This window comes from Exiguobacterium sp. U13-1, assembly GCF_001750115.1.
GTDB classification, from domain to species: Bacteria; Bacillota; Bacilli; order Exiguobacteriales; family Exiguobacteriaceae; genus Exiguobacterium_A; species Exiguobacterium_A acetylicum.
On the sequence record NZ_CP015731.1, the window covers coordinates 148,194 to 175,000 of the forward strand.

Consider the following 26,807-nt stretch of genomic DNA (forward strand, 5'->3'; position numbering starts at 1 on the left):
AACATAAGTAGAATTTTGTCCTAAATACAGTACGTTGTCAAATCGTTCTGTTATATTACAAAAATGAAATTCATACAAAAAAACGTCCAAAATCCGCTTGTTTCCAAGCATTTTGGACGTTTAAACATTATTCAAGATTGTTGATTAACGCGTTCCTCAATCAACGCCCGATTGCGTTTTTTGAAGACTTCGTTGTGTGACGAGACCATCGCCACTTTTGGCGCTTCCGGCTCGATGAAGCGTTTCGCCCGGTTGACGGCGTTCGCCGCATCTTGGAAGGCACCTGAGATCAAGTGGACCTTCCCGTCGTGCGAAAGAATATCTCCGGCAGCATATAGACCCGGTACACTCGATTCGCTCGCCGCGTTACCCGCGATATAGAAGTCATCGACCCGTGCGATATCGAGATCACACGCGTCAAGCAGTGCCGCATCCTGTTCATACCCATGATTGATAATGACTTCATCAATTGGAATCTCGACGATTTCGTCTGTTTGACAGTCGATCAATTCGACCGATGCAATCCGCTGGTGATCGGGACTTGCAATCAGCTTGTGAATCGTCGTATTAAGGAGACAGACAGCAGAACTTTTGACGAGCTGGTCGACTTGCGCCTCGTGCCCCGAGAAACAATCCCGGCGATACGTGACGTAGACTTTTTTTGCGACCGGTTCGAGCTCGTTCGCCCAGTCGATCGCAGAGTTTCCACCACCTGAGACGATGACGGTCTTTCCTTTAAAGCGTTCAATCGATTTGACCGTATAGTTCAAGTTCGACACTTCAAAGCGTTCCGCACCTTCGACTTTTAATTTTTGTGGATTGAGGATGCCGCCGCCTACCGCGACGATGACCGTCTTCGAATAATGGATCCGACCCGATTCTGCTTCTAAGACGAAGTTGCCGAAGACGTCTTTTGCGATCGAGATGATCTTTTCATTCAATTGAACAGTCGGTTGGAACGTCAGTCCTTGTTCGACGAGTTGAGCCATGAGTTTTTCACCAGTGATCGGTGGCTGTCCGCCGACGTCCCAGATCATCTTTTCCGGATAGACGTGCAATTTTCCTCCGAGTTCTGCTTGATACTCGATCAATTTCGTCTTCATGCCCCGAAGACCACTATAGAACGTCGAATATAACCCTGCAGGTCCTCCGCCGATGATCGTTACGTCGAACAACTCCTGTTCCCTCATCTCACTCACTCCTCGTCTTTGATTACGATTGATTATCATTCTCACTCCCTCATGATAACGTGAACATCTCTTGAACACAAGAAAAAATGTTGACAGCGTTTTTATAGGACTGGTATGGTTAATGAGACGATAGTGATAATCATTATCATTGAAACGGAGAGAACAACGAAGGAGTCGTCGCGTATGGTACGTCTAGCAACAGAAGAAATCAATATCGGCTACGGTGATCGTCCCATCGTCAAAGATTTGTCCGTCCAAATTCCCGATCGACAAATCACGACGATCATTGGGGCGAACGGATGTGGCAAATCGACTTTATTGAAAGCGATGACACGGATCATTCCTCATCAATCAGGACGTGCATTGCTCGATGGTCTCGATATCGCCAAGGAAAGCACGAAGCTACTTGCCCGGAAAATGGCTATTCTGCCACAAACTCCAGAGAGCGCAAGTGGTCTGACGGTCGCAGAGCTCGTCTCATACGGTCGTTTCCCGTACCAAAAAGGATTCGGACGCTTGACGAAACACGATTACGAGATCATCGATTGGGCACTCGAAGCAACGGATACGATGGCATTCAAACACCGTCCGGTCGATGCGCTGTCGGGTGGTCAACGTCAACGGGTCTGGATTGCAATGGCACTCGCCCAAGAGACGGATATCATCTTCCTCGATGAACCGACGACTTATCTTGATCTCGCCCACCAACTCGAGGTGCTCGAACTGCTCGAGCATCTCAACCGGACCGAAGGACGGACGATCGTCATGGTCCTGCATGATTTGAATCAAGCGGCACGGTTCGCCGACTATATCATCGCCATGAAAAACGGCGAAGTCGTCAAAGCCGGGACGTGTGAGGAAGTCATCGCAAAAAACGTCTTACAAGAAGTATTCCATATCGATGCTGAAATCGGACGCGATCCGCGTACGAACAAGCCGATGTGTATCACCTACAACTTAATTAAGGGAGATTAAATCATGAAGAAACTACTTTTACCGGTTTTACTCATTCTCACGCTCGTCATCGCAGCGTGTGGCAATACAGAGAAGAAGGACGATGCAGCATCTGGGTCGAAAAACGAGACGATCACGTATAAATCGGAGAATGGCGACGTCAAAGTTCCGGCTAATCCAAAACGTGTCGTCGTCCTCGCTGGGTTCGCTGGTAACGTCATGGCACTCGACGTTCCTGTCGTTGGTGTCGATTCGTGGTCAAAAGCGAATCCGAAGTTCGACAAACTCAAAGATGTCACGGAAGTATCGGAAGAGAACGTTGAAAAAATCATCGAACTCGAACCCGATTTGATCATCGGCTACTCAACAACGAAAAACCTCGATAAAATTAAAAAGATTGCTCCGACGGTCACGTACACATACGGAAAAGTCGACTACTTGACGCAACATATCGAAATCGGTAAATTGCTCAACAAAGAGCAAGAAGCACGCGACTGGGTCAAAGACTTCAAAACACGCGCTGCTGCTGCCGGTAAAGACATCAAAGCAAAAATCGGTGAAGATGCTACTGTTTCTGTCATCGAAAGCTTCGATAAACAACTCTACGTCTTCGGCGATAACTGGGGTCGTGGAACAGAGATTCTCTATCAGGAAATGAAATTGAAAATGCCGGATAAAGTCACGAAGATGGCATTAAAAGACGGATACTACGCGTTGTCACCAGAAGTCCTTCCTGAATACGCAGGCGACTACCTCGTCTTCAGTAAGAGTGCGGAAGCGGACAACTCATTCACGAAAACGGATACGTTCAAAAACATTCCAGCCGTCAAAAACGATCGTGTCTTCGAAGTCGATTCGAAGGAGTTCTACTTCAACGATCCGCTCACACTCGAACGTCAACTCGAGTTCTTCAAGAAAAGTTTCCTTGGCGCATAATGAATAAGGGAGGGAACCTGCGGGATCCCTTCCTTTTTTTGTGGCTCACTCACTGAATCAGAAATGGAGGCGACATTCATGTCAGCTGGTCGAATTCCGTTCGGCATTAAAATCACACTCGGTCTCGTCCTCTTTTTCGGGATGTTCTGGATCGCGATGACGTTCGGTGCCGCCGATACGACGACGCGCGAAGTCTGGAACGCTTTGACGTTCGGACCGTTGAATGAAAAAGCAAAAATCGTCCAGGAAATCCGCTTGCCACGGGAACTGGCAGCGATCCTCGTCGGAGCGGCACTCGGTGTCTCGGGTGCCATCATGCAGGCGATGACACGCAATCCCCTCGCCGATCCCGGTCTGCTTGGTCTGACGGCAGGGGCGAATGCGGCACTTGCGCTCGTCATCGTCCTGTTCCCGAAAGTTGACTACTTCGGAATCATGATCGCGTGTTTCGTCGGAGCAGCACTCGGGGCAGCACTTGTCTTTGGAATCGGGGCTTCGAAAAAAGGCGGCTTCTCACCGCTCCGGATCGTCCTTGCCGGTTCCGCGATCTCAGCTTTTCTATACGCGATTGCGGAAGGGATCGGTATCTACTTCAAGATTGCCCAAGATGTCTCACAGTGGACGTCTGGGGGACTCGTCGGGTCGACATGGGGACAACTGCAAGTCATCGCGCCAGTCATCGCAATTGGAATCGTGATTGCGTTCATTTTCTCACGACAATTGACGATTCTCAGTCTATCGGAAGAAGTCGCACTCGGTCTCGGACAGAACATCCAGCGGATCAAAGCGGTCCTCTACGTCGTCGTCATCCTGCTTGCTGGCGCTGCCGTAGCACTCGTCGGTAACATGGCATTCATCGGGCTGATGATTCCGCATATCGTCCGTGCGATCGTCGGGACGGACTATCGGTTCATCCTGCCGATGACCGCAATCTTCGGTGCGACGTTCATGTTGCTTGCCGATACGATCGGACGGACGCTGTACGCACCCTATGAGACTCCGGTCATCGCAATCGTCTCGATGCTCGGGCTACCATTCTTCCTCTTAATCGTTCGAAAAGGAGGGCGTGCTTTCTCATGATGGAATCTCGTTTACGCCGTCGCCAGCAACTGACGTTTTGGACGTTACTGGCACTATTGATCGCAACACTCGTCGTCAGCATCGGTCTTGGACCTGCTTCCCTGTCGTATGATCGTCTATTGCCGACGTTACTTGGAAACGGATCGTTCAAAGAGGAATTCGTCCTCTATTCGCTCCGCTTGCCCCGACTGCTCATCACCGTCATGGCAGGAATGGCGCTCGCCCTATCCGGCGCCATCTTACAAGGAATCACACGCAATGAACTCGCTGACCCTGGTATCATCGGCATCAACACGGGAGCTGGCGTCGCTGTCGCCTTGTTCTTCCTGTACTTCCCGACTGATGTCGGATCATTCATCTATCTGTTACCAATCGCTGCTTTCCTCGGTGCACTCGTCACTGCGACAGCGATCTACCTGTTCTCATACGACCGTGTGCAAGGACTTCAACCGATTCGCTTGATTTTAACCGGCGTCGGCTTCTCGATGGCGCTGTCTGGAATCATGGTCATCCTGATTTCATCGACGCGTCGTGAAAAGGTCGACTTCATTGCCAAATGGCTCGCCGGTAACATCTGGGGAACAGACTGGATCTTCGTCTACTCGCTCTTGCCGTGGTTGCTCGTCTTGATTCCGCTGACGTTCTATAAAGCGAATAAGCTCAATCTGCTTGCCTTGAATGAACCTGTCGCGATTGGTGTTGGCGTCGCGATTGAAAAAGAACGGATCCAACTCTTGTTGACAGCCGTCGCGCTCGCTGCTGCTGCCGTCTCTGTCACCGGTGGAATTTCCTTCATCGGTCTGATGGCGCCGCATATCGCCCGCGCGCTCGTCGGACCACGGCATCAATTCTTCCTGCCAATTGCCCTCTTGCTCGGTGGCTGGTTGCTTGCGTTCGCTGATACGATCGGGCGCAACATCGCGGGACCAGACGGTGTACCGGCTGGAATCGTCGTCGCCTTGATTGGAGCACCGTACTTCATCTATCTACTGTTGAAGAAATAATCAAAAATCTGATATGCTCCCCAAAAAGTAGACAGTTGAAATAACAAAAACTGTCTACTTTTTTTTGAAGGGAGCTTTTTCTATGACTAAATCTAAGTTTTCGTCAGATGAAAAACTACGAATCATTAAGATGTGTGAGGATGGAATCGACTCAATCAAATCGATTGCCTCGCTCTTCGAGCTTTCAGTCAGCACCTTAAATAGATGGAGGACAAAATATCGTACGGGCGGCTCCATGGCACTTCGTAATCGAACAGAGTGGACGCGTTATCCGGAAGAACTGAAAATGAAGGCTATACGTGCAGTACTCGACCAAAAGGAATCGCTTATTAGCGCTACGGCACGGTTTGATATCTCGGATAAAAGCCTACTTGCGAAGTGGATAGAGAAGTATACTAGTCATAGTACTCAAGGGAAACCATTGAAGGAGCGATCCACTATGACTAAAGGTAGAACCACTACATTCGAAGAGCGTGTCCAGGCAGTCATGGACTGTATACAGAACAGAAAAGACTATCAAAGCATCATGAAGACCCATCGGATCTCGTACCAACAAATTTATAGCTGGGTAAGAAAGTTCGAGAAGGACGGAATCGACGCACTGATGGACCGCCGCGGACGTCAGAAGCCAGTAGAAGAATTGACGGATACAGACCGTTTGGCGTTGGATCTGAAACGACTCGAGAAAGAAAATGAGCGTCTACGCATGGAGAACGATTTCTTAAAAAAGTTAGAGGAGATCGAGAGGAGGTCACGTTAAGTCAAATTCGTCTTCAAGATAAATATGAAGCCATCCAATCATCGGTCGAGCAATTCGGTTATCCAATCATCGTCCTATGTCACCTCGCAAGTGTCTCGCGCGCTGCCTATTACAAGTGGTTACGTCGGATTGGTATACCGCAGAAACGTGAGACTGAGAATATGAAAATCATCGAAGAGATGAACGAGATCCACCTTTCGGTGAAAGGAATCTATGGCTATCGCCGAATGACATTGAACCTGAAACGTCGTTTCGGAAGAAACGTTAACGCAAAGCGTGTCCGTCGCCTGATGCATGTCGCTGGTATTCACTGTGTCATACGTCGGAAACGTCCTTTGTATATTCGTAATCGTCCTCAACAGACCGCAGAGAACATTCTGAACCGTGATTTCAACGCAGCAGAGCTGAATCAAAAATGGGTGACGGATGTCACGGAATTGAAGTACGGCGCCTCTCAGAAGGCATATTTGAGCGCTATTCTGGACCTATATGATGGATCCATCCGCGCCTTCGTTCTTAGGCACTCAAACAATAATCAACTCGTATTCGATACACTCGAACTCGCCCTTCAAGGTGCACCCGAAAGTCGTCCCTTGCTTCATAGTGATCGAGGATTCCAATATACGTCGCATACGTTTCGTCACATGACACGCGTGGCAGGCATCACACAAAGTATGTCTCGGGTTGGTAAATGTATTGATAACGGTCCGATGGAGTCTTTTGGGGGAGCGTTGAAGTGCGAAAGTTATTATCTACATAAGTTTGTGGAGTTCGACGAACTCCGACTCGCGATTCAGAAATATATTTACTTCTACAATGAAGAACGATATCAACAACGATTAAACGGCTTGGCTCCATTAGAATACAGAGCGCAAGCCGTTTGAAGGATTTTTATTATTTGTCCTGTCTACTTGACAGGGAGCAGTTCACTTTCACTGATTGATGCGGATTTTTGTTTTACCGTTTCCACCATGCACGTTCGATTTCCCCCATCGTCACGTACGCTGGATCGATTTGTTTGGCCAACCGGTTCATTCGAGTGACGCCAAGACCGACTCCGCCGTTCCAGACAAGTAAGAGAACGAATAAATAACCGGGAACATTTGGAATCGACAGCATGACGAAGGCGATGAGCCACGCCACGACATAACCGATGATCGTCAGACGAGCGACCTTCCGAACAGTCTGTTGATAGATACTTTGCGTTAAATAGGACTTCATGAGTCGTAGCCGAACGATTTCCCGAACGACTCCAATCCCGCAAAGACAGAAAAACAAGGTTTGTCCAAAAACGGATTCAACCGCTGGTAAAAACCAAGCAAGTACAGCGACAATCAATCCAGGGATTAAAAAGACATAGGTGACGATACGCACCGGTCGTTTCATTACATTCAGACGTGCTTGTCGCTCGAATAGGTGTTCCACTTCGATGTTCCTTTCTGTCTGACGAAGCGGGCTACCTCAACGTCACTGATATAATCCGGGTCACGCGCCCCGTCGCGTCGGATGATCCATTCGCTGATGAAGTAAAGCGGTGTTAAAATCGCAAAAATTGCCACAAGCATCTGCCAGAACGGTTCCTCGATCGTCTGGATGATGACGATCGTCAAGATCGCGTACAGCAGGACGTGACTACCGATGCGTAGTAAAAATTGTCGACGGATCTGAGCTTTTGAGATATAGCCGTCTAAAATTTTTCGTTTTTTTAGTTGATAGCGAAAATCGGAGCCGAGAAAAAGGGCTGGAATCGTCAAAATCAACAAGGGGATATCGGTCCACTCGATCAAGATACCAACTGTTATGAATAGAAGCACGTTCCAGTACCAGCGTGTGCCGAGCCACTCGACATCCCGGTACGCGAGCGCAAGTTTTTGTAGACGTTCTTCACGAGCCGTTTGCATAGTACCTTCTCCTTTAGCGGGCTTTGTGAATTTCTTTTTCCGTGATATACGTTGGATCAATCTTTCGTGAGACGAACTCTAACGTTTTTCGGCAGATCCAGTAGAACGGAATGACGACGATGACGAGACCGATCAAGAAAGATGTATTCGGGCGATCGACTGCCCAAACGATCAGACCAGCGAGTGCTCCGTATTGTAAGATACCGATCAACACATGCACGTGATAAAGCCGTCTTGCAGAAGTCTCTGATGTATATTCCGCAACAAGCGCGAACCGCTTGCGTTGTACGAACATGTCGTAGCCAAAATACAATAACGGGACGATCATCGCGTAGATCGGTTTCTCGAGTGTGTTACTGAGCGCTAAGAATGCCGCAAGCATGACCCACATGCCGGTCTGTGTCTTTTGGTGCATCTCTTCGTATAGCGTCGCTAAGGCATCCGTTTGTGTATGTACGTGTTCCATGGTCATCCACCTCTCTATACTGTTATATACTTACATTTTACTGGATCGGTTTCATCTGTAGTACGAATTTCAAAAAAAAAGGTGTCCTACCGCTTAGGGTAAGACATCTTCCATGAAGACTACGCACTGACCTGGATGATCAGATAGATGACGCTATAGGCAACAATCGCGAGCGGTATCATCGCGACACCGATCAGCCAGCCGTTTTTGTCACGGATACCAAGATATAAGACGAGACACCCTACGATGAAGGCGATTAAGGTCGTGAACGGATTCATGGTTGTTCCCCCTCTGACTTGTTTCTGTTCTTAAATTTCCCCCTCTTCTCGTCTCATAAACCCTTCAAGGCGCTTCGGCACGCAAGAAAAGCCAGACGGATACCCGCCTGACTTTAGTCTATAGTTACTTATTTTTTCGTGATGACGACTGTTTTCGTAACAACGTGTCCACCGAGGTCCTTCAGTTTCAAGTTGTACGTGTTTTTCCCCTTCTTGAGCGTCACTTTTTTCGTGATTGTCTTTTTGAAGGCTTTCATCTCGTACGGCTCTTTGAACGTCCGGCGGTATTCCGCGCTACCATTGAAGTCAAAGCGTAATTCGCTGTAGTTATCGCGAAGAACGATCTTCATCTCGGCTGTTTTTGTTTTGCTTGAAACGGTTTTTGGTGCAGTGACGCGAATCGTCGGTAATTCTGTGTCGATGATGACTTGGCGACTGAACGCCACACGGTTTCCTTTACCATCGTACGCCTCGACTTTGAATGACTTGACGCCATCCGTCGTGTACGTCACGTCGTGGCTGAAGGCATAGTTTTGCTGGGCTGCATCGAAACTTAATTTAACGGATTTTCCGTTGATCTTGAACGATTTGATGCCTGATTCATCAGAGACATGACCCGCGATGTTGATGACTTTTGATGTCGCAAGACCAAGTGCAACTGGTGTATCGATTTGAACGTTCGGTACCGCTTTATCGACACCTGTCGTGTTGACGTCTTTTTTCACACTGTTTCCAGCATAATCCTTCACAACAAAGGCAATCTTCGCGCGCTCTGGAAGATCCGTCAACGTGTACGCTTTTTCTGTTGCTGCAAGTGGTTGTTTCAAGACACTCTTACCATTGACGAGGATATCGTATGACGCGACACCTGTTCCTTGGTCACCTGCTGTCCACGAGAGCGTTGATTTCGACGCATCCCACTTCACAGTTGCAGCTGGTTTTTTCGTATCGATATAGACTGGGAAGAGATTCGACTGCCATTTTGCATTCGGATAATCGATCACGGATTTGACTTTGTAGTAGTAAAGACCATCCTTGACCGGTTTCCCGTTGATCGTTCCGTCCCAAGCAGCGCTTGTGACTGGTGTGTATCCGTCCTCTGAACCGCTATCGTAGTAGTTCTTGACGACGTCCGTTTGCGTATCGAGCTTCTGAAGCGTTGCTTTGTTACGGTCAAGAATCGAGTACTCGACTTTTTTCGCATTACGGAGGAACGAGATGATCGGGAATGCTTCATCTGCGCTACCATCGTTGTTTGGTGAGAACGATACTTTGTTCGCGACGACATCGCCAGCAGCGTTTGCGCCGAGGAATTCGAAGTTATCCTTCACTTCTGTCGCTAGACCTGTCAAACCATAGAACGTGTTGTCTTCATCGTACAATGGTGCGTCTAGAATCGGCGCTTGATCCCATTTCCCTTTGAAGCCAACGTAAGGAACCGTCAATTCTGGATTCTTACTCTTCGTATCGATCAAACGGACGAATCCTTCGACGAAGTAGCCGTTCTCAAAGACTTGTTCGAGCGGAAGTTCGTTTGCCCAGTCCGTTGTATCCTTTAGATCGACCGATACACTGACTTTCGTTGAACTCTTCGGATTAATCGAGACCGAGCTTGCTTTCTTCGAGCCAACTGCGAATGAGATCGGATATGTGCCCTTGTTCGCGTCCACCGTACCGATCGTTCCCTTTTTAAAGATTCCGTTTGCTTCGAGGAAGTTCGATCCTTCTGCGCCGAGATCCGATTGAACCGTTCCGGCTAACTTATACGTCACTTTTTCACTGCTGTAGTTTTTCAAATCAAGTGTGAACGTGAACTTCTCGCCGACTTCCTTCAAGGATGCCTTACCTTCACCCGACTTCGTCTCTGTGACGACGACTGGCGTCTTCATGGCAGCACGAAGATCCATCAGTCCAGCTCCCTCACGACGTGGGGAGTAGAAGTTGCCTGTTTTTAGCTGCGCATTGTATTTTCCTTGATCGAGTTGTGGACGCGACGTGTTCATCAAGATGTTCTTCGCGAGTTTGACGCGTGTCGCACCGTCGACTTTGAAGTCCTTCGCGATCCGTTGCATGACGAGTGCCGTTCCACCAGCGACGTGTGGTGCCGCCATCGATGTCCCACTCATGACGCCATACTCGTTATCGTTGAGCGTCGAGTAGATTTTTCCACCTGGTGCCGTGATTTCTGGCTTGAAGTCAAGACTTGGTGTGACACCCCATGACGTGAAGTCAGACATTTGTCCTGCGACCGGGTTATCGGCTGAGACTGCTTTTCCGTCGAACGTGACAGCGATTGCTTTGCCTTCTTTTGCTTTTGCTTCGAGGTTGTTTCCGTCTTCGATGCTGAGTGTGACGAGTGGAATCGTTGGGTTATTGAGCGCCATGCTGACGTAATCCCCGTGATCGACTTTACCACGGACGATGACACCTGCTGCGCCTTGTTTTTGAGCTTCTGCTTGAATCATGCCATAGTTAAAATCACCCGTCCGAACGACGAAAACGACTTTCCCTTTGACATCTTTGCCTTCGTAGTTCGAAGCTTGACCGTCACCGACATAGACGACATCCTTCTTCTCTTTATCGAAGACGGCAATCGGATTCGGTGAATCTTGTTTTTGGTATGCCAAATAACCAGCATCCTGACCGTCGATCGTCAGTGCCATGCCTTCGAGTGTCAATTTCGTATTTTCGAGTGATGCGACTTGGAGTGCTTGGCTTGTTAAACCTGGGGCACCGACGACACCGATATCCGGGTTCGCTGTGTACGGGTTACCTGCACCATGACCTGCGAATGCCGAGTTACCAGCAGAAATCGCACACAAGATGCCGTTGTTCATCGCGTTGACGATTGCGCGTTGTTCTGGATCATCTGCATTGACGAACGATGCCGTCGAACCGAGACTCATGTTGATGACATCGGCTCCGAGTGCAATCGCATCATCGATCGCTTTAATGTAGATATCGCTGAATGTCGATGGCATTCCTGGATCGTTTCCGAAGACTTTCATCGCGAGGAGCTGTGTTTCCGGCGCGACCCCTTTGATGCCACCGTTTGCTTCATCGCCGTTTGCTCCGACCGTACCCGCGACGTGCATACCGTGCATCGATGCGCCCGCACCTAAATCACGGATTTCGCTATCGTGATCGGCATAGTTATAGCCATACGGTACTTTTTCCGTGAAGTACTTTCCTTTTAAGCCTTTTGTTTCTTTCGCACTATCGACTTTTGAAGAAGTCAAATCGATCTTCGTCTCTGGGCTCAAGACCATGTCCTTATGCGACGGATCGATTCCTGTATCGATGACGGCAACGATCGTTCCTTCCCCTTTAAAACCATAGTCTTGCCATGTTTCCTTCGCATTGACCATGTCCTTGCTGTACAGCATGTCTGGCTTTGCACCTTTAGCAACTTCCGGACGCGCGTATTCATGGGCGATATGTACGCTCTTGACGCCGTTAAGTTGTTTTATGTCTTCGATATCGCCGAACTTGACTTCACCACTGAATCCGTTGATGACGGTCGTGAAGCTCTCCTTATATGTAACGGGAATCGATTTTTTAGCGATGGCTGACTTGACTGATTTTTGAACGCTGACGAGGCGATCTTTAATCGACTCTTTTTCGGCATTGCTCAATGTGCTATACCGCTTGTTTTGAGCCTGGGCGATTTGAATCGCCGGCTTCTCTTCCATCTCGATGACGACACGGACTTTATCCGATTGTTTGTAGTTCTTCTCTTGCCCCGATTTCTTCAGTGAGAGCGCTTGCGGTTTTTGACCCGTTGCTTTGTCTTGCGACGACAGTGCACCTTGCGCACTGACTAGATTGGAAGACGTCATTAAGACGGCTGCCATAAGTGCAATCTTCTTCTTCATGCGTTCGTTTTCCCCTTTTCTGTAAAACCATAGTAGTACTACTGATAAAACAGTTAAACGAAAATTCTGTATATTTAGTTTAATGAATTTAATGGAAATAAACAATTTATATTTGTCTATTTTTTTAATTTATTTGTTTTACATGACATTTTATATTTGTAAGGAATTTAACTGGGAGTAAAATAAAAACTCCTCGACGCTTCGAGGAGTTAGATATTTGGTATTGGTGGAGACTATCGGGATCGAACCGACGACCTTTTGGCTGCCAGCCAAACGCTCTCCCAGCTGAGCTAAGCCCCCATGAATTATCTTTAGTATACGCATCACTAACTGCTTTATCAATATAAAAAGAACGCTTTCCTAAAAAAGAATCCCTTCCAAAATCGTCGGAAGGAATTCACGATTCATTTATTCAATTCACGCATCAAGTCCGCCTGTCGTTCAAGCTCTGCCTGTTGCTCGAGGATCAAGACCTTTTTGTACGTCCGCGCAGAAATCAAGATGCTGATCTCATAGAGAACGAACAATGGAACCGAGATCATCAAGTGTGACGTCACGTCCGGCGGTGCGATCAATGCCGCAACGACGAACAGCGCAAAGTACGCATATTTCCGATTCTTTCGCATGAAATATGGCGTCACGAGACCAAGACGTGTCAGGAACATCGTCACGACCGGCAATTGGAACAGAAGACCGAACGGCATCGTCAACCGGATTAAGAAACTGAAGTAGTTCTCGACTCCGATGACTTGTTCGATTCCGAGCTCTTTCCCGAGATCCGTTGAGACTTCAAGCAAGAAGGGAAGCAACCAGAAATACGAGAAGGCTACGCCAGCCAAAAACAGAAAGAAGATGACCGGAATATACGTCAATGTCGCTTTTTGCTCCTTGTCATAAAGTCCTGGTCGGACGAATGCCCAGAGTTGATACATCCAGAACGGTGACGCTAAAATCAGCGCAATGATGAACGCAAGATTCAAATACAACATTAAAGGATCGGCGACGTTGAAGGCATTCAAACCGATGCCGAGCTCTTTTAAGTCCGCTTGCAAGAAGCGAACGAGCGGTCGGACGAGCGGAAATGCGACAGCGAACAGGACGACGACGATGATAAGCGACCAGACGATCCGCTTGCGCAGTTCGTCAAGGTGCGACGTCATGCTTTGCTCTTGATCAACCGTCATGATTCAATCACTTCTCTTTCGGTTCGTCCTTTTTATCGTCGTCCATGATGCCGTTCGTAGCATTCTTGAACTCTTTCAATGTCTGACCCGCAGCGCGTCCGAATTCTGGTAACTTCTTCGGTCCGAAGATGATCAACGCGACGACCGCGATTAATCCGATGCTCGCTGGTCCGATACCTAGTGTGAGCGGGATAAGGTTTTCCATTATGATTTCACTCCTTCAGCTGATTGCGAATAATGCTTCATGAAATAAACTAACGACTGCAACTCGATCGATAAATCGATGTGATGGACCCGGACGCTCGCTGGCACGTTCAACCGCGCTGGCGTAAAGTTCAGGATGCCTGTCACACCATACTCGACTAACTCATCCGCTACTGACTGTGCGAACTGCGATGGAACCGTCAAGATGGCAACATCGACCTGATTCGCTTCGATTTGTTCTTTCATGTCCGAAACATGATAGATTGGAACGTCATGCGTCGTTGTTCCGACCTTCTCTTCGTCCGCATCAAACGCAACGACTATCCGAGTACTATTATTCTTTAAAAAGTTATAATTTGCAAACGCTGTTCCGAGATGACCGACCCCGATTAAGGCAACATTCGTCACCTCATCTTGATTCAAGGTTTTGCGGAAAAACGTTAAGAGATGTTGAACGTTATATCCATACCCCTTCTTCCCTAATGCCCCAAAGTAGGAAAAATCGCGACGAATCGTTGCTGAATCAACCTTCACCGCCTCGCTTAACTCAGCAGAAGAGACGCGGAGCTTGCCTGAATTGTATAAACTTTGGATGAAGCGATAATATAGCGGCAACCGTTTTGCTGTCGCTTGTGGAATTTTTGTGTCTGGTCCATTCATCCTGCAGTTCCCCCTTCGGCCACATCCATCGTGGCACCCAAATCTTTGCAAAAAGCTTTCTACTCTCCTTGATTGTAAACCACTTCACATAGAGTCACAAATAATATATTCCGCAGGACCTCGCGCTTTTGTTCGTGATAGACTAAAGGGTGGAAGGATGGATGGAAATGATACTCTTACAAGTCAATCAACTCTCGAAATCATTCGGCGTCGAGCCGATTTTAGAAAATATCAAACTGGAAGTACAAGAGCGAGATCGGATTGCGCTCGTCGGACGAAACGGTGCCGGTAAATCGACCTTGCTCAAAATCATCGCTGGTGAACTCAGTCATGACTCGGGTGACATCATGAAAGGCAAGGATGTCAAAATCGGTTATCTCGCACAAGACAGTGGTCTCGAATCGAATGAGACGATCTGGAACGAGATGCTGACCGTCTTCGAACATCTCCAGGAACAAGAACGGACACTGCGCCGGATGGAAATCGAAATGGGCATGGAGCATATCTTGAACGACCCGGTCGCTTACGATCGTCTCTTGAAGACGTACGATCAAGCGCAACACGACTTCTCAGAAGCCGGTGGTTATCAGTTCGAAGCGAATATCCGCTCCGTTTTGCACGGCATGCGCTTTTATCCGGATGATTACTCGCGCCGGATTCAGACATTATCCGGTGGTCAACGAACACGACTCGCCTTAGCGAAGATGCTTCTGCAAGCACCAGAGCTCCTCATTCTTGATGAGCCGACCAACCACCTTGATATCGATACACTCGCTTGGCTCGAAAGTTACCTCGGCGGTTATCGTGGCGCCGTCCTGATCGTCTCACACGACCGGTACTTCCTCGACCAAGTCGTCAATGTCGTCTATGAGCTGTCGCGCAATGTCTGTCGTAAGTTCACCGGGAACTACACGAAGTACTTGGAACAAAAAGCGGCCTTGTACGATCAAGAAATGAAACAGTTCGAACAGCAACAAGAAGAAATCGCAAAGATGCAGGACTTCATTCAACGCAACATCGCCCGGGCGACGACGACAAAACGTGCCCAAAGTGTCCGGAAACGGCTCGAGAAGGTCGACCGACTCGACCGACCAGATGGGGATGAACGTAGCACGGTCCTGTCCTTCCCAATTGAAAAACAGAGCGGGAACGATGTTCTTCAAGTCAATCAACTGGCGATCGGTTACGAAGAAGCTGTCTCAAAAGACATCACGTTCCGCTTGCAACGCGGCGAATCACTGGCACTCGTCGGACCAAACGGAATCGGAAAGTCGACGCTCTTGAAAGTTCTCGTCGGTCGCTTACGCCCCCTATTCGGTGATTTCCGGTTCGGTACCGGCGTCTCGATCGGATATTACGATCAAGAGCAGGCGGAACTCAATGACCGGAACCGTGTCATCGATGAGATTTGGAACGAATGGCCACTAATGCGTGAACAAGAAGTCCGTTCTGTCCTCGGGCAATTCTTGTTTAGCGGTGACGATGTCTTCAAGATCGTCCATGAGTTATCCGGTGGCGAACGCGGACGTCTCGCACTCGCAAAACTGAAACTCCGGAAGACGAACGTCCTCGTCCTCGATGAGCCGACGAACCACTTGGATTTGGATTCGAAGATGGTCCTCGAAAACGCCCTCGTCGACTACGAAGGAACGCTGTTATTTGTCTCTCACGACCGTTACTTCATCGACCGGATCGCGACACGCGTTATTGAGATGAGTGAAGCGGGCGTGACGGAATACCTCGGTGATTATTCGTACTACACGGAGAAGAAGGCGGAGCAAGAAGAGATTGCGCGTCTTGAAGCGGAGGAAGCAAAAGCCGCAAAAGTCACGGCGTCGAAGACGATCGACAAGGAAGCACAGAAAGAAGAACGCAAGCGCCGTCAGCAAATCGAACAGCTCGAACAAGACATCGAGCGGCTCGAACAGCGTTCGGCAGAAATTGAACAGTTGCTTTGTGAACCGGAAGTCTTCAATGATATTCCGAAAGCGACAGCTCTTTCAGCAGAACGTGATCAGATTGATGTCGATCTGCTCGAATTGATGGAACGATGGGAGAACCAACACTGATGCGGACGAAAAGTTTTTTCATTAACTTGATTCAAGGACTGCTATCCGGCATCCTTTATTTCGTACCGATGTATGCGGACTACGTGTCCACCTTCATCCGACCGGATGCTTTTAATGCCGCGCTTCCTTTGTTCCTCCTGATTTCTTGTATGATCGGTCTCGTCATCCAAACATGGAGCGGTCTTTTCGTCAGTTTACTTTCGGGATTATGCTGTACGCTCCTGACGACACAGCTATTCGTCGAACTCACTGACCCGTTGATCTTATCGTATTACGGTAGTGTCTCACCGCTCACCGCTTTCTTGATCAGCTGTGTCGGCATTTGGGCACTCGCGATCGTCTTTTATTTGCTCGATGGCTATCAGTACAGTAAACGTCATGGTCTTGAAGCCTCTTCAAACGAAATTGATCCACAACCTTGAAGTCCGATCGATTAATCATATGAACAACATGAAAAATGGAGTGGAGATTCCGGTAGCTAGTCCGGTCTCTCCACTCCTTTTTGTTTGAGTCGAAACGTTCGTCGTTAATATGGATCGTATAATGAATCAAACATTCACGCCTGTATCATTTGGTAGGTCGGGCAATCGTAAACGTCTTCCCGATCGTCGCATAATCATTCCCCGCTAAACGAGCGACAGCCTTCAAACCTGCCGCATCAATCCGGAACGACTCGACGAGTTCATCCGCAACGTGGTAACGCAGTACTTCTCCGATCAAAAGATCGGCACCTTCCAGCTCAACGTGTTGCGTCAAGCGCATCTCGAACCGGATTTTCGCTTCCGCGATTCCGGGTACATCAATCGCGTCGCTATCGACAAGTGTTAAATCCGTCCGTTCGAGCTCACTTTCACCATACGCAAGTGGCGCAGCTGTTTCATTCACAGCCTCGACGATTTCTTCGCTGACGATATGGATGACATAACTTTGTTTCGCAAGGATGTTGCGTGCCGTATCCTTTTGTCCCTTGTCCGTCCGTTGTACGGCAATCACCAGTTGTGGTGGACTGCTCGACGCGACCGTAAAGAACGAAAATGGTGCGGCGTTGACCGTCCCGTCTTCTCCTTGCGTCGTCACGAAAGCAATCGGACGCGGAATGATGCTTCCGATCAGTAATTTGTAATTATCTTTTGCACTAAGCGTTGATGCCTCGAACTTCATGAATGACCCACCTTTTTCTTCACCCGATGAGTGCAGCGAGTGAATAGTCTCCAGCACCGATCATCGCTACACCAAGGGCGATGACGATCAATGCCATGTTGTATTCGTACCCGTTCTGCGTCACCCAGTAACCATTCGCACCGTGTACTTTAACGATCGCGACAAGCATTGATCCGATGATGAGGAGCGCGGCAATCCAGAGGAATACGCCTCCTGCGAACAATAAGCCGCCGATCAATTCAGCAAGACCTGCCGTAATCGCGAGTGCCTTCCCTGGTTTCATGCCGATTGATTCGAACCAACCGCCTGTTCCAGCGATTCCGTGTCCACCGAACCAACCAAATAATTTTTGTGTCCCGTGTGCAGCGAACGTTAAGCCGATGATTAAACGAATAATTAAAAGTCCTGTATCCATCATTTCTCTCTTCTCCTTTTACCTAATGTTTTTTAGTTACTTTAAGTAACTCAATAAACAGACTATATCTTATCACTTACTAAAAGTAAATAGATTTGTTTTAGTTCTTTTTGTTACATTAAGTAAAATGATTCGATTTTTTTAGCAGAAGCGGGTATACTACAACTATAGAAAGGATGAGTGCTGATGGAAGAAGTCGCAATCCAACCGGCTCTTTGTCCCAAAGTCGAACATGCCTTTGAAATCTTAGGTAAGAAATGGACAGGTCTGATTTTACGTCACTTGTTGACGAAGACATGTCGTTTCAATGAGATTCAAGATGCCATTCCCGAATTATCAGGTCGTATGCTCACGGAACGTATGAAGGAGCTCGAAGCGGAAGGCATCGTCATCCGGACTGTCATTCCCGATCGTCCGATTAAGATTCAATACAGTTTGACCGACAAAGGGCGTCAACTCGAACCGGTCATTCGTTCCATTGAGGAATGGGCCGAACTACAAGACTAATATATAAAAAAGCATCTTCTTCGGAAGGTGCTTTTTTATATGCTCTTTGACATTGATAATCATTATCAATTAAAGTAGAGAAGTACACCGAAAGGAGGAAGATGCATGCATATCGCGATTGGATTCGTCAGCATGTCCGGTAATACGGAAGATATCGTCTCGCTCATTCAACGTGAGCTCGAGCAACACGATGTCAACGTGACGATCACGGAACTAGATCAATTCGTCGGGGAGGACTTATCACGTTTTGATGGTCTATTACTCGGCTCATATACATGGGGAGACGGTGATTTACCGTATGAAGCAGAAGATTTCGTTGAGGAGCTCCGGGAACAATCCTTACAGGGAATACCGGCGGCTGCTTTTGGTTCGGGGGATCTTGATTATCCGAAGTACTGCGCAGCCGTTGATTTGATCGAAGACGCATTAAAAGAAGCTGGGGCGACGATCGTCACGGATGGCTTGAAGATCGAGTTTGATCCGAATACCCCGGAGAAACAGGCCGCTTGTCGTGCATTCGCACAGACATTTCATCGCTTTTTACAACAGGTCCGTTCCTAAGGTTCGTTTGTATCCTTACTGTAAGGGAATCGTTAAAACAGACTCTATGAAAGTGAGATGAATGTTTTATGACGATTCAAGCACTCGTCTTTGACGTCTACGGTACATTATTCGATGTCCATTCCGTCAAAGAACAAGCCGAAGCGCTTTATCCGGGGCACGGAGAGGCAATCAGTAAACGCTGGCGGGAGAAACAACTGGAGTACTCTTTCCTCCGGCAATTGAACGGACAATATGTGCCGTTCAGCCAAGTGACACAAGATGCGCTCCGCTACACGTTACTCGAACTGAAGCTCCATGTGACCGAGGAACAAATCACGACCTTAATGGAGACGTACCTGACACTTGATGTATATCCCGAAGTCAGCTCCGTTCTCGAGACGATGGCAGATAAGCGCCTCGTCGTCTTCTCGAATGGTTCCCATGATATGCTCGATCCACTGATTGAGCAGTCAGGCTTAGCCGATCGGTTCGAACATCTCGTCAGTGTCGATGACATCAAACAATATAAACCAGCTCCTGCATCCTACATGCACGCCTTAAACACGCTCGGTCTAAAACGCGAGGAGATTTTATTCATGTCCTCGAACGGTTGGGACATCACCGGGGCGAAGAGTTTCGGCTTCAAAACGGCATGGATCAATCGAAATGGACTTCCGGTCGAGGAATTGAATCTCGATCCCGATCGCATCTATGATGACTTGACGGGTATCACTGAATGGCAATGAACGAACAACAGCGGACTCCTATTTAGGAATCCGCTGTTTTCATGGATTTAGTAATTAGACAAACGTGAGTAACCCTTCTTGAATAGATCGAGTTTCAGACCGCCTTCTTTTTCGATGAAGAAGAGGTATTCGTTTTGATCCGTATCCTTATAGAAGACCTTAAATAACGTCAACGTCCGTTTTTTATTGTTCTCGACAGCCGTCACCTCATGCTTTGAGATCACCTCGGCTTGGACTTGTTCTGCATCCATCTTTTGAATCATTGGTTCGAACGATTTCTTTTCTTGATCCGTCACCGGTGTTCCGGAAGCAATCATGAAATAATCATCACTCGCCTTGTTCGTTAAACCATACTTCCGATCGACGATGACGACGTTACTGAGCTTACCATTGACTGTCTGATCAAAAGCATATAACTTTTGAATCCGGGTCTTTTCCCCTTCTGCTCGTCCGATTTCGTAAAGTGGACGTTGTTTCGTATTCGTCTCGACCGCTTTTTTATCGGGTACGAGTTCTTCCTTATAGGCGACTTGGTATGCGTTGACGATTTCTCGGACCTGAAGTCCGATCGCGACGATGACCAGTACCGCTAACAATGCGATGATGACTTTTTTCATTCCATTTCCCCCAAGTTGTTCGGATTCCTTACTTTAAATCTAGCCCAGGTTCTGCATTCATGGCAAGTGTCGAATGGCGTAACGCGCGATATGGATGAATCGCAGCCGCTCCGATCATCGCCGCATTGTCTCCACACAGGTGCATCGGCGGAATGACGAGATCAATACCTTCTTTCGCACACGCCGCTTCGAGACCTTGGCGTAATCCTTTGTTGGCAGCGACGCCACCAGCAAGCAGTAATTGACGTCCCCCTTTATCCTTCACGGCACGGACCGCCTTCGTCACGAGTACCTCGACGACGCTCGCTTGGAAACTCGCAGCTAAATCTTCCGGGATAATCGTTTCTCCCCGTTGTTCGGCGTTATGCACGGCATTGATGACTGCTGACTTCAAACCGCTGAAGCTAAAGTCATACGAATCCTTTTCGAGCCAGACACGTGGAAAATGGAACGTATCCTGACCGGTCTGTGCCAATTGGTCGATTCGTGGACCACCTGGATACGGTAACTTCAACGTCCGAGCAACTTTATCATATGCTTCCCCCGCGGCATCATCCCGTGTTTCACCGATGACTTCGTATACACCGTCTTCTGGCATGTAGATCAGTTCCGTGTGCCCACCTGATGCAATCAAACAGACGAGCGGGAACTCAAGCTCTTGCACGAGACGATTCGCATAGATATGACCTGCGATATGATGAACACCGATTAATGGTTTGTTGTGCGCAAAGGCGAGTGCCTTCGCTGCGCTGACACCAACGAGCAGTGCTCCAACGAGTCCAGGTCCTTCCGTGACGGCGATCGCATCGATATCGTCGATCGTGACGTTCGCTTCCGTCAAGGCATCATCGATGACGTATGTGATCCGTTCAACGTGATGCCGTGAAGCCACTTCAGGCACGACGCCACCGAATCGTTTATGACTTTCGATTTGAGACGAGACGACGTTCGATAAGACGTCGGTTCCTCCACGGACGACGGCAGCCGCCGTTTCGTCGCAACTCGATTCAATTGCTAGAATCAATGGTTGTGTCATAGGTCTTCTTCCTCCAGTTCCAGCCAGTAGATGGCAGCATCTTCGTTGTTATCTTGATAATATCGTTTTCGAACACCGACATACTGGAATCCAAGTTTTTCGTATAAAGTCCGCGCCGGTGTGTTCGAGACACGTACTTCGAGTGTCATTGCCCGCAAACCAAGCGCACGACCGACGGCGATCAATGCCGTTAGCAAATCTTCACCAAGTCCTTGTCCGCGGTGTGACTGCTTGACGGCAATATTCGTAATATGTCCTTCATCCGCAATATGCCACAGACCAGCAAACCCAACGATACCATCTTGATCGGCAACGACATAATAGGCATTCGGATTTTGTGTCATTTCCGCTTCGAAGGCATCTAGCGTCCACGGTGTCGCAAATGATTCGAGTTCAACCGCATGAACACCTGCAGCATCCTGTACGGTCATGCGACGAATGCCCTTACTCATGACGCTGTGCCTCGATCCATTTCGCTTCTGCTTCAGCCAAGCGCAGGTAACGTGGCTCAAACGCATGCGCTTCGACCGTCTGACGCGTTGCACCGAGTAAAGCGAGTACGCCGGCACGTGGCGTCTGAAAAGCAGGAGCCGCCTTTTCGAAGGGCTGAAGAATCTCTTCGAACGCATCAACGTCTCCTGTGACGAGCGTATCTGCCGGTAACGTCTTCACAAAAGAAGCGATCTCGACATGTTGCTCTTCACCAATTCGTTTCCCGGCGTCGTACACTCCGACAAACCCTGCTCCACGCCGCGCATCTTGAATCGCTGCGACACGTCCCGTATGACCTGTCGAAGCTGCCATCAGTTCAAGTGTCGAGATGGCAACGAGCTCGATGCCGAGTGTATACGCGAGCGTCTTTGCTGTCGTCGCTCCAATCCGTAAACCCGTATAAGAACCAGGACCGTCAGCAACGACGACGCGTGTCAGTTGAGCCGGTGTCCATTTTGCTTCCGCCATCAAGCGCTCAAGTAACGGCATGAGTTTCGTCGCATGATTCAAAGACGTGACGTAAGATGCTTCTGCTACGATCTGTTTCCCGTCTGAAAGAGCGACCGATAATTGTTTCGTCGATGTATCAATAGCTACGATTTTCATGATTTCAATCCCTCACATAATGTAATGTATCGTTCTCCGATCGGCTTCAGCTCAAAACGTCGGCTATCGTCACCTGTTCGTGTAATCGTGATTGCCAATCGATCAGGTGGAAGGCTGTCCGCAATCAATTCAGACCACTCGACGACAGCAACGCCTTCACCATTCAAATATTCTTCAAGTCCAATATCATCACCGGAACCTTCCAGGCGATAGACATCCATATGATAAAGAGGAAGACGCCCCGTATAGACTTTCATGATCGTAAAGGTTGGACTGTTGACGTGACGCGTCACACCCAATCCTTTCGCAAAGCTTTGGGTGAAAGTCGTTTTCCCAGCACCTAAGTCTCCGTCAAGCGTAATGACCATCCCCGCTTCAGCACGTCGTCCGAGTTCAAGGGCTAAAGCAGTCGTTTCTTCCAAGCTGTTCATTTCCAGTTCTATCATACGATGTCTCCTCCTTTAATACGTACTGTTCGTCCTTCTCTATTGTACCGGACGAAAAAGGCAAAAAAAAATACGAAACGCTGAACGTTTCGTAGTAAAGTTGAAGTTAAGTTTAAAATTGGTTGCGGGGGCCGGATTTGAACCGACGACCTTTGGGTTATGAGCCCAACGAGCTACCAGACTGCTCCACCCCGCGACGATAAACGTTTCGGATTTGATTATTTAAAAATTGGTTGCGGGGGCCGGATTTGAACCGACGACCTTTGGGTTATGAGCCCAACGAGCTACCAGACTGCTCCACCCCGCGATGATATAACGTTTCGACAGATATTAATATAACATGTGTCTTTTAAATTGGCAAGTCTTTTTGCCTTATTTCTTTTTACTAACTGTCATAATGAATATTCTTCTATACTGATACGAAAGGAGTGAGCAGATGGGATACTTATTAGATTTACGAAAATTCGTAGGGAACCGACCGTTAATCAGCGTGGGTGCGACCGTACTCGTCCTGAATCCACAGCATGAACTGCTATTTCAATATCGTTCGGATACACACAGTTGGGGACTTCCCGGTGGGTCGATGGAACCAGGTGAGACACTTGAAGAAGTCGCGATGCGTGAATTAGAGGAAGAAACCGGCCTTCAAGCACGCAGCGTTCAACTACTAGACGTCTTCTCGGGTCCTGATTACTTCTTCCGTTATCCAAATGGCGATCAAACATATAGTGTGATTCATCTCTTTCAAGCAAAAGGAATATCGGGTACATTACAGATGACGGACGGAGAGAGCCTCGATCTTCGTTATTTTCCACTTGATCAACTACCAGACCCACTTGAAGCACGAGCCGCTGCGCTTTTGAAACAAGTCATCTCTCGTCTTGTCGAAACAACACCTTGAATTTTAAAACTGGCTGTCATGGGCTAACCTAAAATTTTGAGACAATATAAAACACCTTCGGAGTGGTACACTTTTAAAAAGTACTAACATCGGAGGTGTTTTTGCATGGGCAAAAACGTATATTCAAGTGAAGTAAAATGGGCAGTAGTCAAAGATAAGCTGAGTGGTAAGTTAACGACGAGAGAAATCATGGAGAAGTACGGAATCAAAAATGAATCTCAAATCAAAACATGGATGAGATGGTATCGCTCTAACGAACATTATCGATTTGATCAGCCAATCGGTAAACAATATACCTATGGACATGGTCCAGATTCTGCGAGTGAGGATGACAAGAGAGAACGACAAATGTCACATCTGAAGATGGAAAATGAGATCTTAAAAAAGTACATGGAAATCGAAAGAGAGTTGAAAAAGAAGTAGTCATAAAAATTGTAGAGTTTCTTCGGAGAAAGTATACAATCACCGCCATTCTTAGCGCTTTGAATGTACCAAGAGCAAGCTATTACCGTTGGATTAAGGAATCTGTGAAAGCACCTTCGGTGCTCGAAAAAACCGTCATTGAACTAAGTAAACAGACGAAGTATCGGAATGGACATCGAAAAATAAAGGCATTATTACAGCAAATCTATCAGTTAAAAGCCAATCGGAATACCGTACAGAAAATCAGGCAAAAACACCATCTCCAATGTCGGATCAAGCCGAAGCGAAGATGGAAGTCTCAAGGTGAGCGCATCATAACGGCACCGGATCTCATCAAGCGCGATTTCACAGCAAGTAAACCGAATCAAAAGTGGGTGACGGATATCACCTATATCCAATACGGCAGCACGACGAAATATCTTTCCACCATCATGGATCTTTTTAATAACGAAATCGTCGCATACAAGTTATACGAGCATCAACAAACGTCTCTTGTGATTGATACGTTGAAGATAGCGCTTGAGAATCGAAACTATCCCGAAGGGGTCATCCTTCATTCGGACCAAGGAAGTGTCTATACGTCATACGCCTTTCAAGAATTCGTTAAAAGGAATCACCTAACAAGCAGCATGTCTCGTAGAGGAAACTGTTGGGACAACGCAGTTATCGAATCGTTCCACTCTAATTTAAAGTCCGAGGAATTCCAGTACGTCAAATTTAATTCACTAAGAGACCATGAGGTCTCTGAACGCGTTACTAATTACTTAAATTACTATAACGAAGAACGAATCCAAGAAAAATTAGGCTACCTGACACCGAAAAAATACGGTGTACAGGCAGCCTAATCAAGGTGTTTTATATTGTCTCATATTGCTAGGTCAGTCTAGTCATTTGGTCAGTTTTTTCTTTTCTACAACAAAAAACTGACCTGCAATCTGCAGATCAGTCAAGTGCCTGGCAACGTCCTATCCTCACAGGGGGAAGCCCCCAACTACTTTCGGCGTTCAAGTGCTTAACTTCCGTGTTCGGCATGGGAACGGGTGTGACCACTTGGCTATCGTCACCAGACGACGGGCTCGCGCCCTCAAAACTGAAGTCATCAACAAGCATCTGCTAGAACAAGGCCTCGACCGATTAGTATCACTCAGCTCCACATGTCGCCATGCTTCCACCCGTGACCTATCTACCTCATCGTCTCTGAGGGGTCTTTCTTGATTACTCAAAGGGAAATCTCATCTTGGAGGGGGCTTCATGCTTAGATGCTTTCAGCATTTATCCCGTCCGCACGTAGCTACCCAGCGATGCTCCTGGCGGAACAACTGGTACACCAGCGGTGCGTCCATCCCGGTCCTCTCGTACTAAGGACAGCTCTCCTCAAATTTCCTGCGCCCACGACGGATAGGGACCGAACTGTCTCACGACGTTCTGAACCCAGCTCGCGTACCGCTTTAATGGGCGAACAGCCCAACCCTTGGGACCTACTCCAGCCCCAGGATGCGATGAGCCGACATCGAGGTGCCAAACCTCCCCGTCGATGTGGACTCTTGGGGGAGATCAGCCTGTTATCCCCAGGGTAGCTTTTATCCGTTGAGCGATGGCCCTTCCATGCGGAACCACCGGATCACTAAGCCCGACTTTCGTCCCTGCTCGACTTGTAGGTCTCGCAGTCAAGCTCCCTTCTGCCTTTGCGCTCTACGAATGATTTCCAACCATTCTGAGGGAACCTTTGGGCGCCTCCGTTACTGTTTAGGAGGCGACCGCCCCAGTCAAACTACCCGCCTGACACGGTCCTCCAGCCGGATCACGGCTGCGAGTTAGAGACTCTATGCATGAAGGGCGGTATCCCAAGGGTGACTCCTCCGAAGCTGGCGCTCCGGGCTCGACGTCTCCCGCCTATCCTGTACATCATGCACAAAGCCTCAATATCAGGCTGTAGTAAAGCTCCATGGGGTCTTTCCGTCCTGTCGCGGGTAACCTGCATCTTCACAGGTACTATGATTTCACCGGGTCTCTCGTTGAGACAGTGCCCAAATCGTTACGCCTTTCGTGCGGGTCGGAACTTACCCGACAAGGAATTTCGCTACCTTAGGACCGTTATAGTTACGGCCGCCGTTTACTGGGGCTTCGGTTCAAAGCTTCGCTTGCGCTAACCCATCCCCTTAACCTTCCAGCACCGGGCAGGCGTCAGCCCCTATACGTCATCTTGCGATTTAGCAGAGACCTGTGTTTTTGCTAAACAGTCGTTTGGGCCTATTCACTGCGGCTCTACTCATGTAGAGCGTCCCTTCTCCCGAAGTTACGGGACCATTTTGCCGAGTTCCTTAACGAGAGTTATCCCGCGCGTCTTAGAATT

The 26,807-nt window shown here is 48.2% G+C and carries 29 protein-coding genes, 3 tRNA genes, 2 rRNA genes and 1 pseudogene (1 of these 35 only partly in view); 14 read left to right on the plus strand and 21 right to left on the minus strand.

Going from position 1 to position 26,807, the window contains the following annotated elements:
* Window positions 1–131: 131 nt before the first annotated feature.
* A complete protein-coding gene (locus ESP131_RS00740; RefSeq protein ID WP_029342814.1) occupies window positions 132–1,190 on the minus strand; it encodes an NAD(P)/FAD-dependent oxidoreductase in 1,059 nt (352 codons plus the stop codon).
* Window positions 1,191–1,373: 183 nt separating this feature from the next.
* Between ESP131_RS00740 and ESP131_RS00745 the strand changes: the two genes are divergently transcribed.
* The 7 genes and pseudogenes from ESP131_RS00745 to ESP131_RS16855 all read left to right on the plus strand — a co-directional run bounded on the left by ESP131_RS00745 (window position 1,374) and on the right by ESP131_RS16855 (window position 6,808).
* A complete protein-coding gene (locus tag ESP131_RS00745; RefSeq protein ID WP_029342815.1) occupies window positions 1,374–2,165 on the plus strand; it encodes an ABC transporter ATP-binding protein in 792 nt (263 codons plus the stop codon).
* A gap of 3 nt (window positions 2,166–2,168) precedes the next feature.
* Entirely contained in the window at window positions 2,169–3,080 is a 912-nt protein-coding gene (locus ESP131_RS00750; protein WP_029342816.1) for an iron-hydroxamate ABC transporter substrate-binding protein, read from the plus strand.
* 78 nt (window positions 3,081–3,158) lie between these two features.
* On the plus strand, window positions 3,159–4,160 hold the full coding sequence (locus ESP131_RS00755; protein ID WP_029342817.1) for a FecCD family ABC transporter permease: 1,002 nt from the start codon (window positions 3,159–3,161) through the stop codon (window positions 4,158–4,160).
* On the plus strand, window positions 4,160–5,164 hold the full coding sequence (locus ESP131_RS00760) for a FecCD family ABC transporter permease (RefSeq protein ID WP_029342818.1): 1,005 nt from the start codon (window positions 4,160–4,162) through the stop codon (window positions 5,162–5,164). Before ESP131_RS00755 ends, ESP131_RS00760 begins: the two co-directional genes overlap by 1 nt.
* 130 nt (window positions 5,165–5,294) lie before the next feature.
* A pseudogene (locus ESP131_RS16845) lies at window positions 5,295–5,357 on the plus strand (hypothetical protein); the annotation flags it as partial.
* Window positions 5,358–5,603: 246 nt separating this feature from the next.
* Window positions 5,604–5,924 carry a helix-turn-helix domain-containing protein gene (locus tag ESP131_RS16850; RefSeq protein ID WP_231925713.1) on the plus strand — a complete coding sequence of 107 codons (321 nt, stop codon included), beginning with the start codon at window positions 5,604–5,606 and terminating at the stop codon, window positions 5,922–5,924.
* A gap of 5 nt (window positions 5,925–5,929) precedes the next feature.
* Window positions 5,930–6,808 carry an IS3 family transposase gene (locus ESP131_RS16855; protein ID WP_231925714.1) on the plus strand — a complete coding sequence of 293 codons (879 nt, stop codon included), beginning with the start codon at window positions 5,930–5,932 and terminating at the stop codon, window positions 6,806–6,808.
* A gap of 73 nt (window positions 6,809–6,881) precedes the next feature.
* Here the strand turns inward: ESP131_RS16855 and ESP131_RS00775 are convergent, their stop codons facing one another.
* From ESP131_RS00775 to ESP131_RS00810, 9 genes are all read right to left on the minus strand, one after another.
* On the minus strand, window positions 6,882–7,349 hold the full coding sequence (locus ESP131_RS00775) for a hypothetical protein (RefSeq protein ID WP_029342821.1): 468 nt from the start codon (window positions 7,347–7,349) through the stop codon (window positions 6,882–6,884).
* The gene (locus tag ESP131_RS00780; RefSeq protein ID WP_069940064.1) at window positions 7,316–7,825 is read right to left on the minus strand and encodes a hypothetical protein; all 510 of its coding nucleotides are present in this window, start codon (window positions 7,823–7,825) and stop codon (window positions 7,316–7,318) included. Before ESP131_RS00780 ends, ESP131_RS00775 begins: the two co-directional genes overlap by 34 nt.
* Window positions 7,826–7,838: 13 nt before the next feature.
* Window positions 7,839–8,291, minus strand: coding sequence for a hypothetical protein (locus ESP131_RS00785; protein ID WP_029342822.1), 453 nt, complete (start codon window positions 8,289–8,291; stop codon window positions 7,839–7,841).
* 119 nt (window positions 8,292–8,410) lie between these two features.
* Window positions 8,411–8,569 carry a hypothetical protein gene (locus ESP131_RS16725; RefSeq protein WP_014971497.1) on the minus strand — a complete coding sequence of 53 codons (159 nt, stop codon included), beginning with the start codon at window positions 8,567–8,569 and terminating at the stop codon, window positions 8,411–8,413.
* A gap of 128 nt (window positions 8,570–8,697) precedes the next feature.
* Window positions 8,698–12,444: a S8 family serine peptidase gene (locus tag ESP131_RS00790; RefSeq protein ID WP_029342823.1), complete on the minus strand. Its 3,747-nt coding sequence runs from the start codon at window positions 12,442–12,444 to the stop codon at window positions 8,698–8,700.
* 224 nt (window positions 12,445–12,668) lie between these two features.
* Window positions 12,669–12,744: transfer RNA gene (locus tag ESP131_RS00795), tRNA-Ala, on the minus strand.
* A gap of 104 nt (window positions 12,745–12,848) precedes the next feature.
* Window positions 12,849–13,628: a twin-arginine translocase subunit TatC gene (gene tatC, locus ESP131_RS00800; protein ID WP_029342824.1), complete on the minus strand. Its 780-nt coding sequence runs from the start codon at window positions 13,626–13,628 to the stop codon at window positions 12,849–12,851.
* Window positions 13,629–13,635: 7 nt separating this feature from the next.
* The gene (locus ESP131_RS00805; protein ID WP_029342825.1) at window positions 13,636–13,833 is read right to left on the minus strand and encodes a twin-arginine translocase TatA/TatE family subunit; all 198 of its coding nucleotides are present in this window, start codon (window positions 13,831–13,833) and stop codon (window positions 13,636–13,638) included.
* The gene (locus ESP131_RS00810) at window positions 13,833–14,492 is read right to left on the minus strand and encodes a redox-sensing transcriptional repressor Rex (RefSeq protein WP_023469604.1); all 660 of its coding nucleotides are present in this window, start codon (window positions 14,490–14,492) and stop codon (window positions 13,833–13,835) included. The genes ESP131_RS00805 and ESP131_RS00810 overlap by 1 nt, the downstream gene beginning before the upstream one ends.
* Window positions 14,493–14,659: 167 nt before the next feature.
* Between ESP131_RS00810 and ESP131_RS00815 the strand changes: the two genes are divergently transcribed.
* Both ESP131_RS00815 and ESP131_RS00820 read left to right on the plus strand, forming a co-directional pair.
* Window positions 14,660–16,561: an ATP-binding cassette domain-containing protein gene (locus ESP131_RS00815; RefSeq protein WP_029342826.1), complete on the plus strand. Its 1,902-nt coding sequence runs from the start codon at window positions 14,660–14,662 to the stop codon at window positions 16,559–16,561.
* The gene (locus tag ESP131_RS00820; protein ID WP_152548198.1) at window positions 16,543–16,983 is read left to right on the plus strand and encodes a hypothetical protein; all 441 of its coding nucleotides are present in this window, start codon (window positions 16,543–16,545) and stop codon (window positions 16,981–16,983) included. Before ESP131_RS00815 ends, ESP131_RS00820 begins: the two co-directional genes overlap by 19 nt.
* Window positions 16,984–17,128: 145 nt before the next feature.
* Here the strand turns inward: ESP131_RS00820 and ESP131_RS00825 are convergent, their stop codons facing one another.
* Together ESP131_RS00825 and ESP131_RS00830 are read right to left on the minus strand one after the other, a co-directional pair.
* Window positions 17,129–17,722 carry a flavin reductase family protein gene (locus ESP131_RS00825; RefSeq protein WP_029342828.1) on the minus strand — a complete coding sequence of 198 codons (594 nt, stop codon included), beginning with the start codon at window positions 17,720–17,722 and terminating at the stop codon, window positions 17,129–17,131.
* A gap of 19 nt (window positions 17,723–17,741) precedes the next feature.
* A complete protein-coding gene (locus tag ESP131_RS00830; protein ID WP_023469608.1) occupies window positions 17,742–18,140 on the minus strand; it encodes a DoxX family protein in 399 nt (132 codons plus the stop codon).
* A 183-nt stretch (window positions 18,141–18,323) separates the two neighbouring features.
* Here ESP131_RS00830 and ESP131_RS00835 point away from each other — a divergent pair, with 183 nt between their 5' ends.
* The 3 genes from ESP131_RS00835 (at window position 18,324) to ESP131_RS00845 (ending at window position 19,933) form a co-directional block, all read left to right on the plus strand.
* Window positions 18,324–18,644: a winged helix-turn-helix transcriptional regulator gene (locus tag ESP131_RS00835; protein WP_023469609.1), complete on the plus strand. Its 321-nt coding sequence runs from the start codon at window positions 18,324–18,326 to the stop codon at window positions 18,642–18,644.
* Between the two features lie 105 nt (window positions 18,645–18,749).
* Window positions 18,750–19,205 carry a flavodoxin gene (locus ESP131_RS00840; RefSeq protein WP_029342829.1) on the plus strand — a complete coding sequence of 152 codons (456 nt, stop codon included), beginning with the start codon at window positions 18,750–18,752 and terminating at the stop codon, window positions 19,203–19,205.
* 68 nt (window positions 19,206–19,273) lie between these two features.
* Window positions 19,274–19,933 (plus strand): haloacid dehalogenase type II, encoded by a 660-nt coding sequence (locus ESP131_RS00845; protein ID WP_029342830.1) that lies wholly within the window; start codon window positions 19,274–19,276, stop codon window positions 19,931–19,933.
* A 47-nt stretch (window positions 19,934–19,980) separates the two neighbouring features.
* Here ESP131_RS00845 and ESP131_RS00850 read toward each other — a convergent pair whose 3' ends face one another.
* The 7 genes from ESP131_RS00850 to ESP131_RS00880 form a co-directional block, all read right to left on the minus strand.
* Window positions 19,981–20,550: a hypothetical protein gene (locus ESP131_RS00850; RefSeq protein WP_029342831.1), complete on the minus strand. Its 570-nt coding sequence runs from the start codon at window positions 20,548–20,550 to the stop codon at window positions 19,981–19,983.
* Between the two features lie 28 nt (window positions 20,551–20,578).
* A complete protein-coding gene (tsaD, locus tag ESP131_RS00855; protein ID WP_029342832.1) occupies window positions 20,579–21,586 on the minus strand; it encodes a tRNA (adenosine(37)-N6)-threonylcarbamoyltransferase complex transferase subunit TsaD in 1,008 nt (335 codons plus the stop codon).
* Complete coding sequence (gene rimI, locus ESP131_RS00860) at window positions 21,583–22,038, minus strand: ribosomal protein S18-alanine N-acetyltransferase (protein WP_029342833.1); 456 nt, start codon at window positions 22,036–22,038, stop codon at window positions 21,583–21,585. The genes tsaD and rimI overlap by 4 nt, the downstream gene beginning before the upstream one ends.
* Window positions 22,031–22,684, minus strand: coding sequence for a tRNA (adenosine(37)-N6)-threonylcarbamoyltransferase complex dimerization subunit type 1 TsaB (tsaB, locus tag ESP131_RS00865; protein WP_029342834.1), 654 nt, complete (start codon window positions 22,682–22,684; stop codon window positions 22,031–22,033). The genes rimI and tsaB overlap by 8 nt, the downstream gene beginning before the upstream one ends.
* Entirely contained in the window at window positions 22,681–23,130 is a 450-nt protein-coding gene (gene tsaE, locus ESP131_RS00870; RefSeq protein ID WP_029342835.1) for a tRNA (adenosine(37)-N6)-threonylcarbamoyltransferase complex ATPase subunit type 1 TsaE, read from the minus strand. Before tsaE ends, tsaB begins: the two co-directional genes overlap by 4 nt.
* Before the next feature lie 119 nt (window positions 23,131–23,249).
* A tRNA-Met gene (locus ESP131_RS00875) sits at window positions 23,250–23,326 on the minus strand.
* A 34-nt stretch (window positions 23,327–23,360) separates the two neighbouring features.
* Window positions 23,361–23,437: transfer RNA gene (locus ESP131_RS00880), tRNA-Met, on the minus strand.
* Between the two features lie 129 nt (window positions 23,438–23,566).
* Between ESP131_RS00880 and ESP131_RS00885 the strand changes: the two genes are divergently transcribed.
* Together ESP131_RS00885 and ESP131_RS00895 are read left to right on the plus strand one after the other, a co-directional pair.
* On the plus strand, window positions 23,567–24,031 hold the full coding sequence (locus ESP131_RS00885; RefSeq protein ID WP_029342836.1) for an NUDIX hydrolase: 465 nt from the start codon (window positions 23,567–23,569) through the stop codon (window positions 24,029–24,031).
* Between the two features lie 105 nt (window positions 24,032–24,136).
* Window positions 24,137–25,299 (plus strand): IS3 family transposase gene (locus ESP131_RS00895; protein ID WP_152548199.1). Its coding sequence is split into 2 segments (ribosomal slippage): window positions 24,137–24,413 and window positions 24,413–25,299, totalling 1,164 coding nucleotides; the frame shifts between segments, so codons are not numbered across the junction.
* A gap of 107 nt (window positions 25,300–25,406) precedes the next feature.
* Here ESP131_RS00895 and rrf read toward each other — a convergent pair.
* Both rrf and ESP131_RS00905 read right to left on the minus strand, forming a co-directional pair.
* Window positions 25,407–25,522 (minus strand): 5S ribosomal RNA (gene rrf, locus ESP131_RS00900).
* Window positions 25,523–25,568: 46 nt separating this feature from the next.
* Window positions 25,569–26,807, minus strand: a 23S ribosomal RNA gene (locus ESP131_RS00905) (it continues 1,675 nt past the right edge of the window).

Bases quoted from the DNA above. Each gene is read 5' to 3' on its own strand.
- ESP131_RS00825 (WP_029342828.1), bottom strand. From the start codon at position 17,722: ATGAAGTTCGAGGCATCAACGCTTAGTGCAAAAGATAATTACAAATTA.
- ESP131_RS00745 (WP_029342815.1), top strand. From the start codon at position 1,374: ATGGTACGTCTAGCAACAGAAGAAATCAATATCGGCTACGGTGATCGT.
- ESP131_RS00750 (WP_029342816.1), top strand. From the start codon at position 2,169: ATGAAGAAACTACTTTTACCGGTTTTACTCATTCTCACGCTCGTCATC.
- ESP131_RS00755 (WP_029342817.1), top strand. From the start codon at position 3,159: ATGTCAGCTGGTCGAATTCCGTTCGGCATTAAAATCACACTCGGTCTC.
- ESP131_RS00845 (WP_029342830.1), top strand. From the start codon at position 19,274: ATGACGATTCAAGCACTCGTCTTTGACGTCTACGGTACATTATTCGAT.
- ESP131_RS00780 (WP_069940064.1), bottom strand. From the start codon at position 7,825: ATGCAAACGGCTCGTGAAGAACGTCTACAAAAACTTGCGCTCGCGTAC.
- rimI (WP_029342833.1), bottom strand. From the start codon at position 22,038: ATGAGTAAGGGCATTCGTCGCATGACCGTACAGGATGCTGCAGGTGTT.
- tsaE (WP_029342835.1), bottom strand. From the start codon at position 23,130: ATGATAGAACTGGAAATGAACAGCTTGGAAGAAACGACTGCTTTAGCC.
- ESP131_RS16850 (WP_231925713.1), top strand. From the start codon at position 5,604: ATGACTAAAGGTAGAACCACTACATTCGAAGAGCGTGTCCAGGCAGTC.
- ESP131_RS00840 (WP_029342829.1), top strand. From the start codon at position 18,750: ATGCATATCGCGATTGGATTCGTCAGCATGTCCGGTAATACGGAAGAT.
- ESP131_RS00815 (WP_029342826.1), top strand. From the start codon at position 14,660: ATGATACTCTTACAAGTCAATCAACTCTCGAAATCATTCGGCGTCGAG.
- ESP131_RS00850 (WP_029342831.1), bottom strand. From the start codon at position 20,550: ATGAAAAAAGTCATCATCGCATTGTTAGCGGTACTGGTCATCGTCGCG.
- ESP131_RS00740 (WP_029342814.1), bottom strand. From the start codon at position 1,190: ATGAGGGAACAGGAGTTGTTCGACGTAACGATCATCGGCGGAGGACCT.
- ESP131_RS00885 (WP_029342836.1), top strand. From the start codon at position 23,567: ATGGGATACTTATTAGATTTACGAAAATTCGTAGGGAACCGACCGTTA.
- tatC (WP_029342824.1), bottom strand. From the start codon at position 13,628: ATGACGGTTGATCAAGAGCAAAGCATGACGTCGCACCTTGACGAACTG.
- ESP131_RS00760 (WP_029342818.1), top strand. From the start codon at position 4,160: ATGGAATCTCGTTTACGCCGTCGCCAGCAACTGACGTTTTGGACGTTA.
- ESP131_RS00790 (WP_029342823.1), bottom strand. From the start codon at position 12,444: ATGAAGAAGAAGATTGCACTTATGGCAGCCGTCTTAATGACGTCTTCC.
- tsaB (WP_029342834.1), bottom strand. From the start codon at position 22,684: ATGAAAATCGTAGCTATTGATACATCGACGAAACAATTATCGGTCGCT.
- tsaD (WP_029342832.1), bottom strand. From the start codon at position 21,586: ATGACACAACCATTGATTCTAGCAATTGAATCGAGTTGCGACGAAACG.
- ESP131_RS16725 (WP_014971497.1), bottom strand. From the start codon at position 8,569: ATGAATCCGTTCACGACCTTAATCGCCTTCATCGTAGGGTGTCTCGTC.
- ESP131_RS00830 (WP_023469608.1), bottom strand. From the start codon at position 18,140: ATGATGGATACAGGACTTTTAATTATTCGTTTAATCATCGGCTTAACG.
- ESP131_RS00785 (WP_029342822.1), bottom strand. From the start codon at position 8,291: ATGGAACACGTACATACACAAACGGATGCCTTAGCGACGCTATACGAA.
- ESP131_RS00835 (WP_023469609.1), top strand. From the start codon at position 18,324: ATGGAAGAAGTCGCAATCCAACCGGCTCTTTGTCCCAAAGTCGAACAT.
- ESP131_RS00810 (WP_023469604.1), bottom strand. From the start codon at position 14,492: ATGAATGGACCAGACACAAAAATTCCACAAGCGACAGCAAAACGGTTG.
- ESP131_RS00820 (WP_152548198.1), top strand. From the start codon at position 16,543: ATGGGAGAACCAACACTGATGCGGACGAAAAGTTTTTTCATTAACTTG.
- ESP131_RS00805 (WP_029342825.1), bottom strand. From the start codon at position 13,833: ATGGAAAACCTTATCCCGCTCACACTAGGTATCGGACCAGCGAGCATC.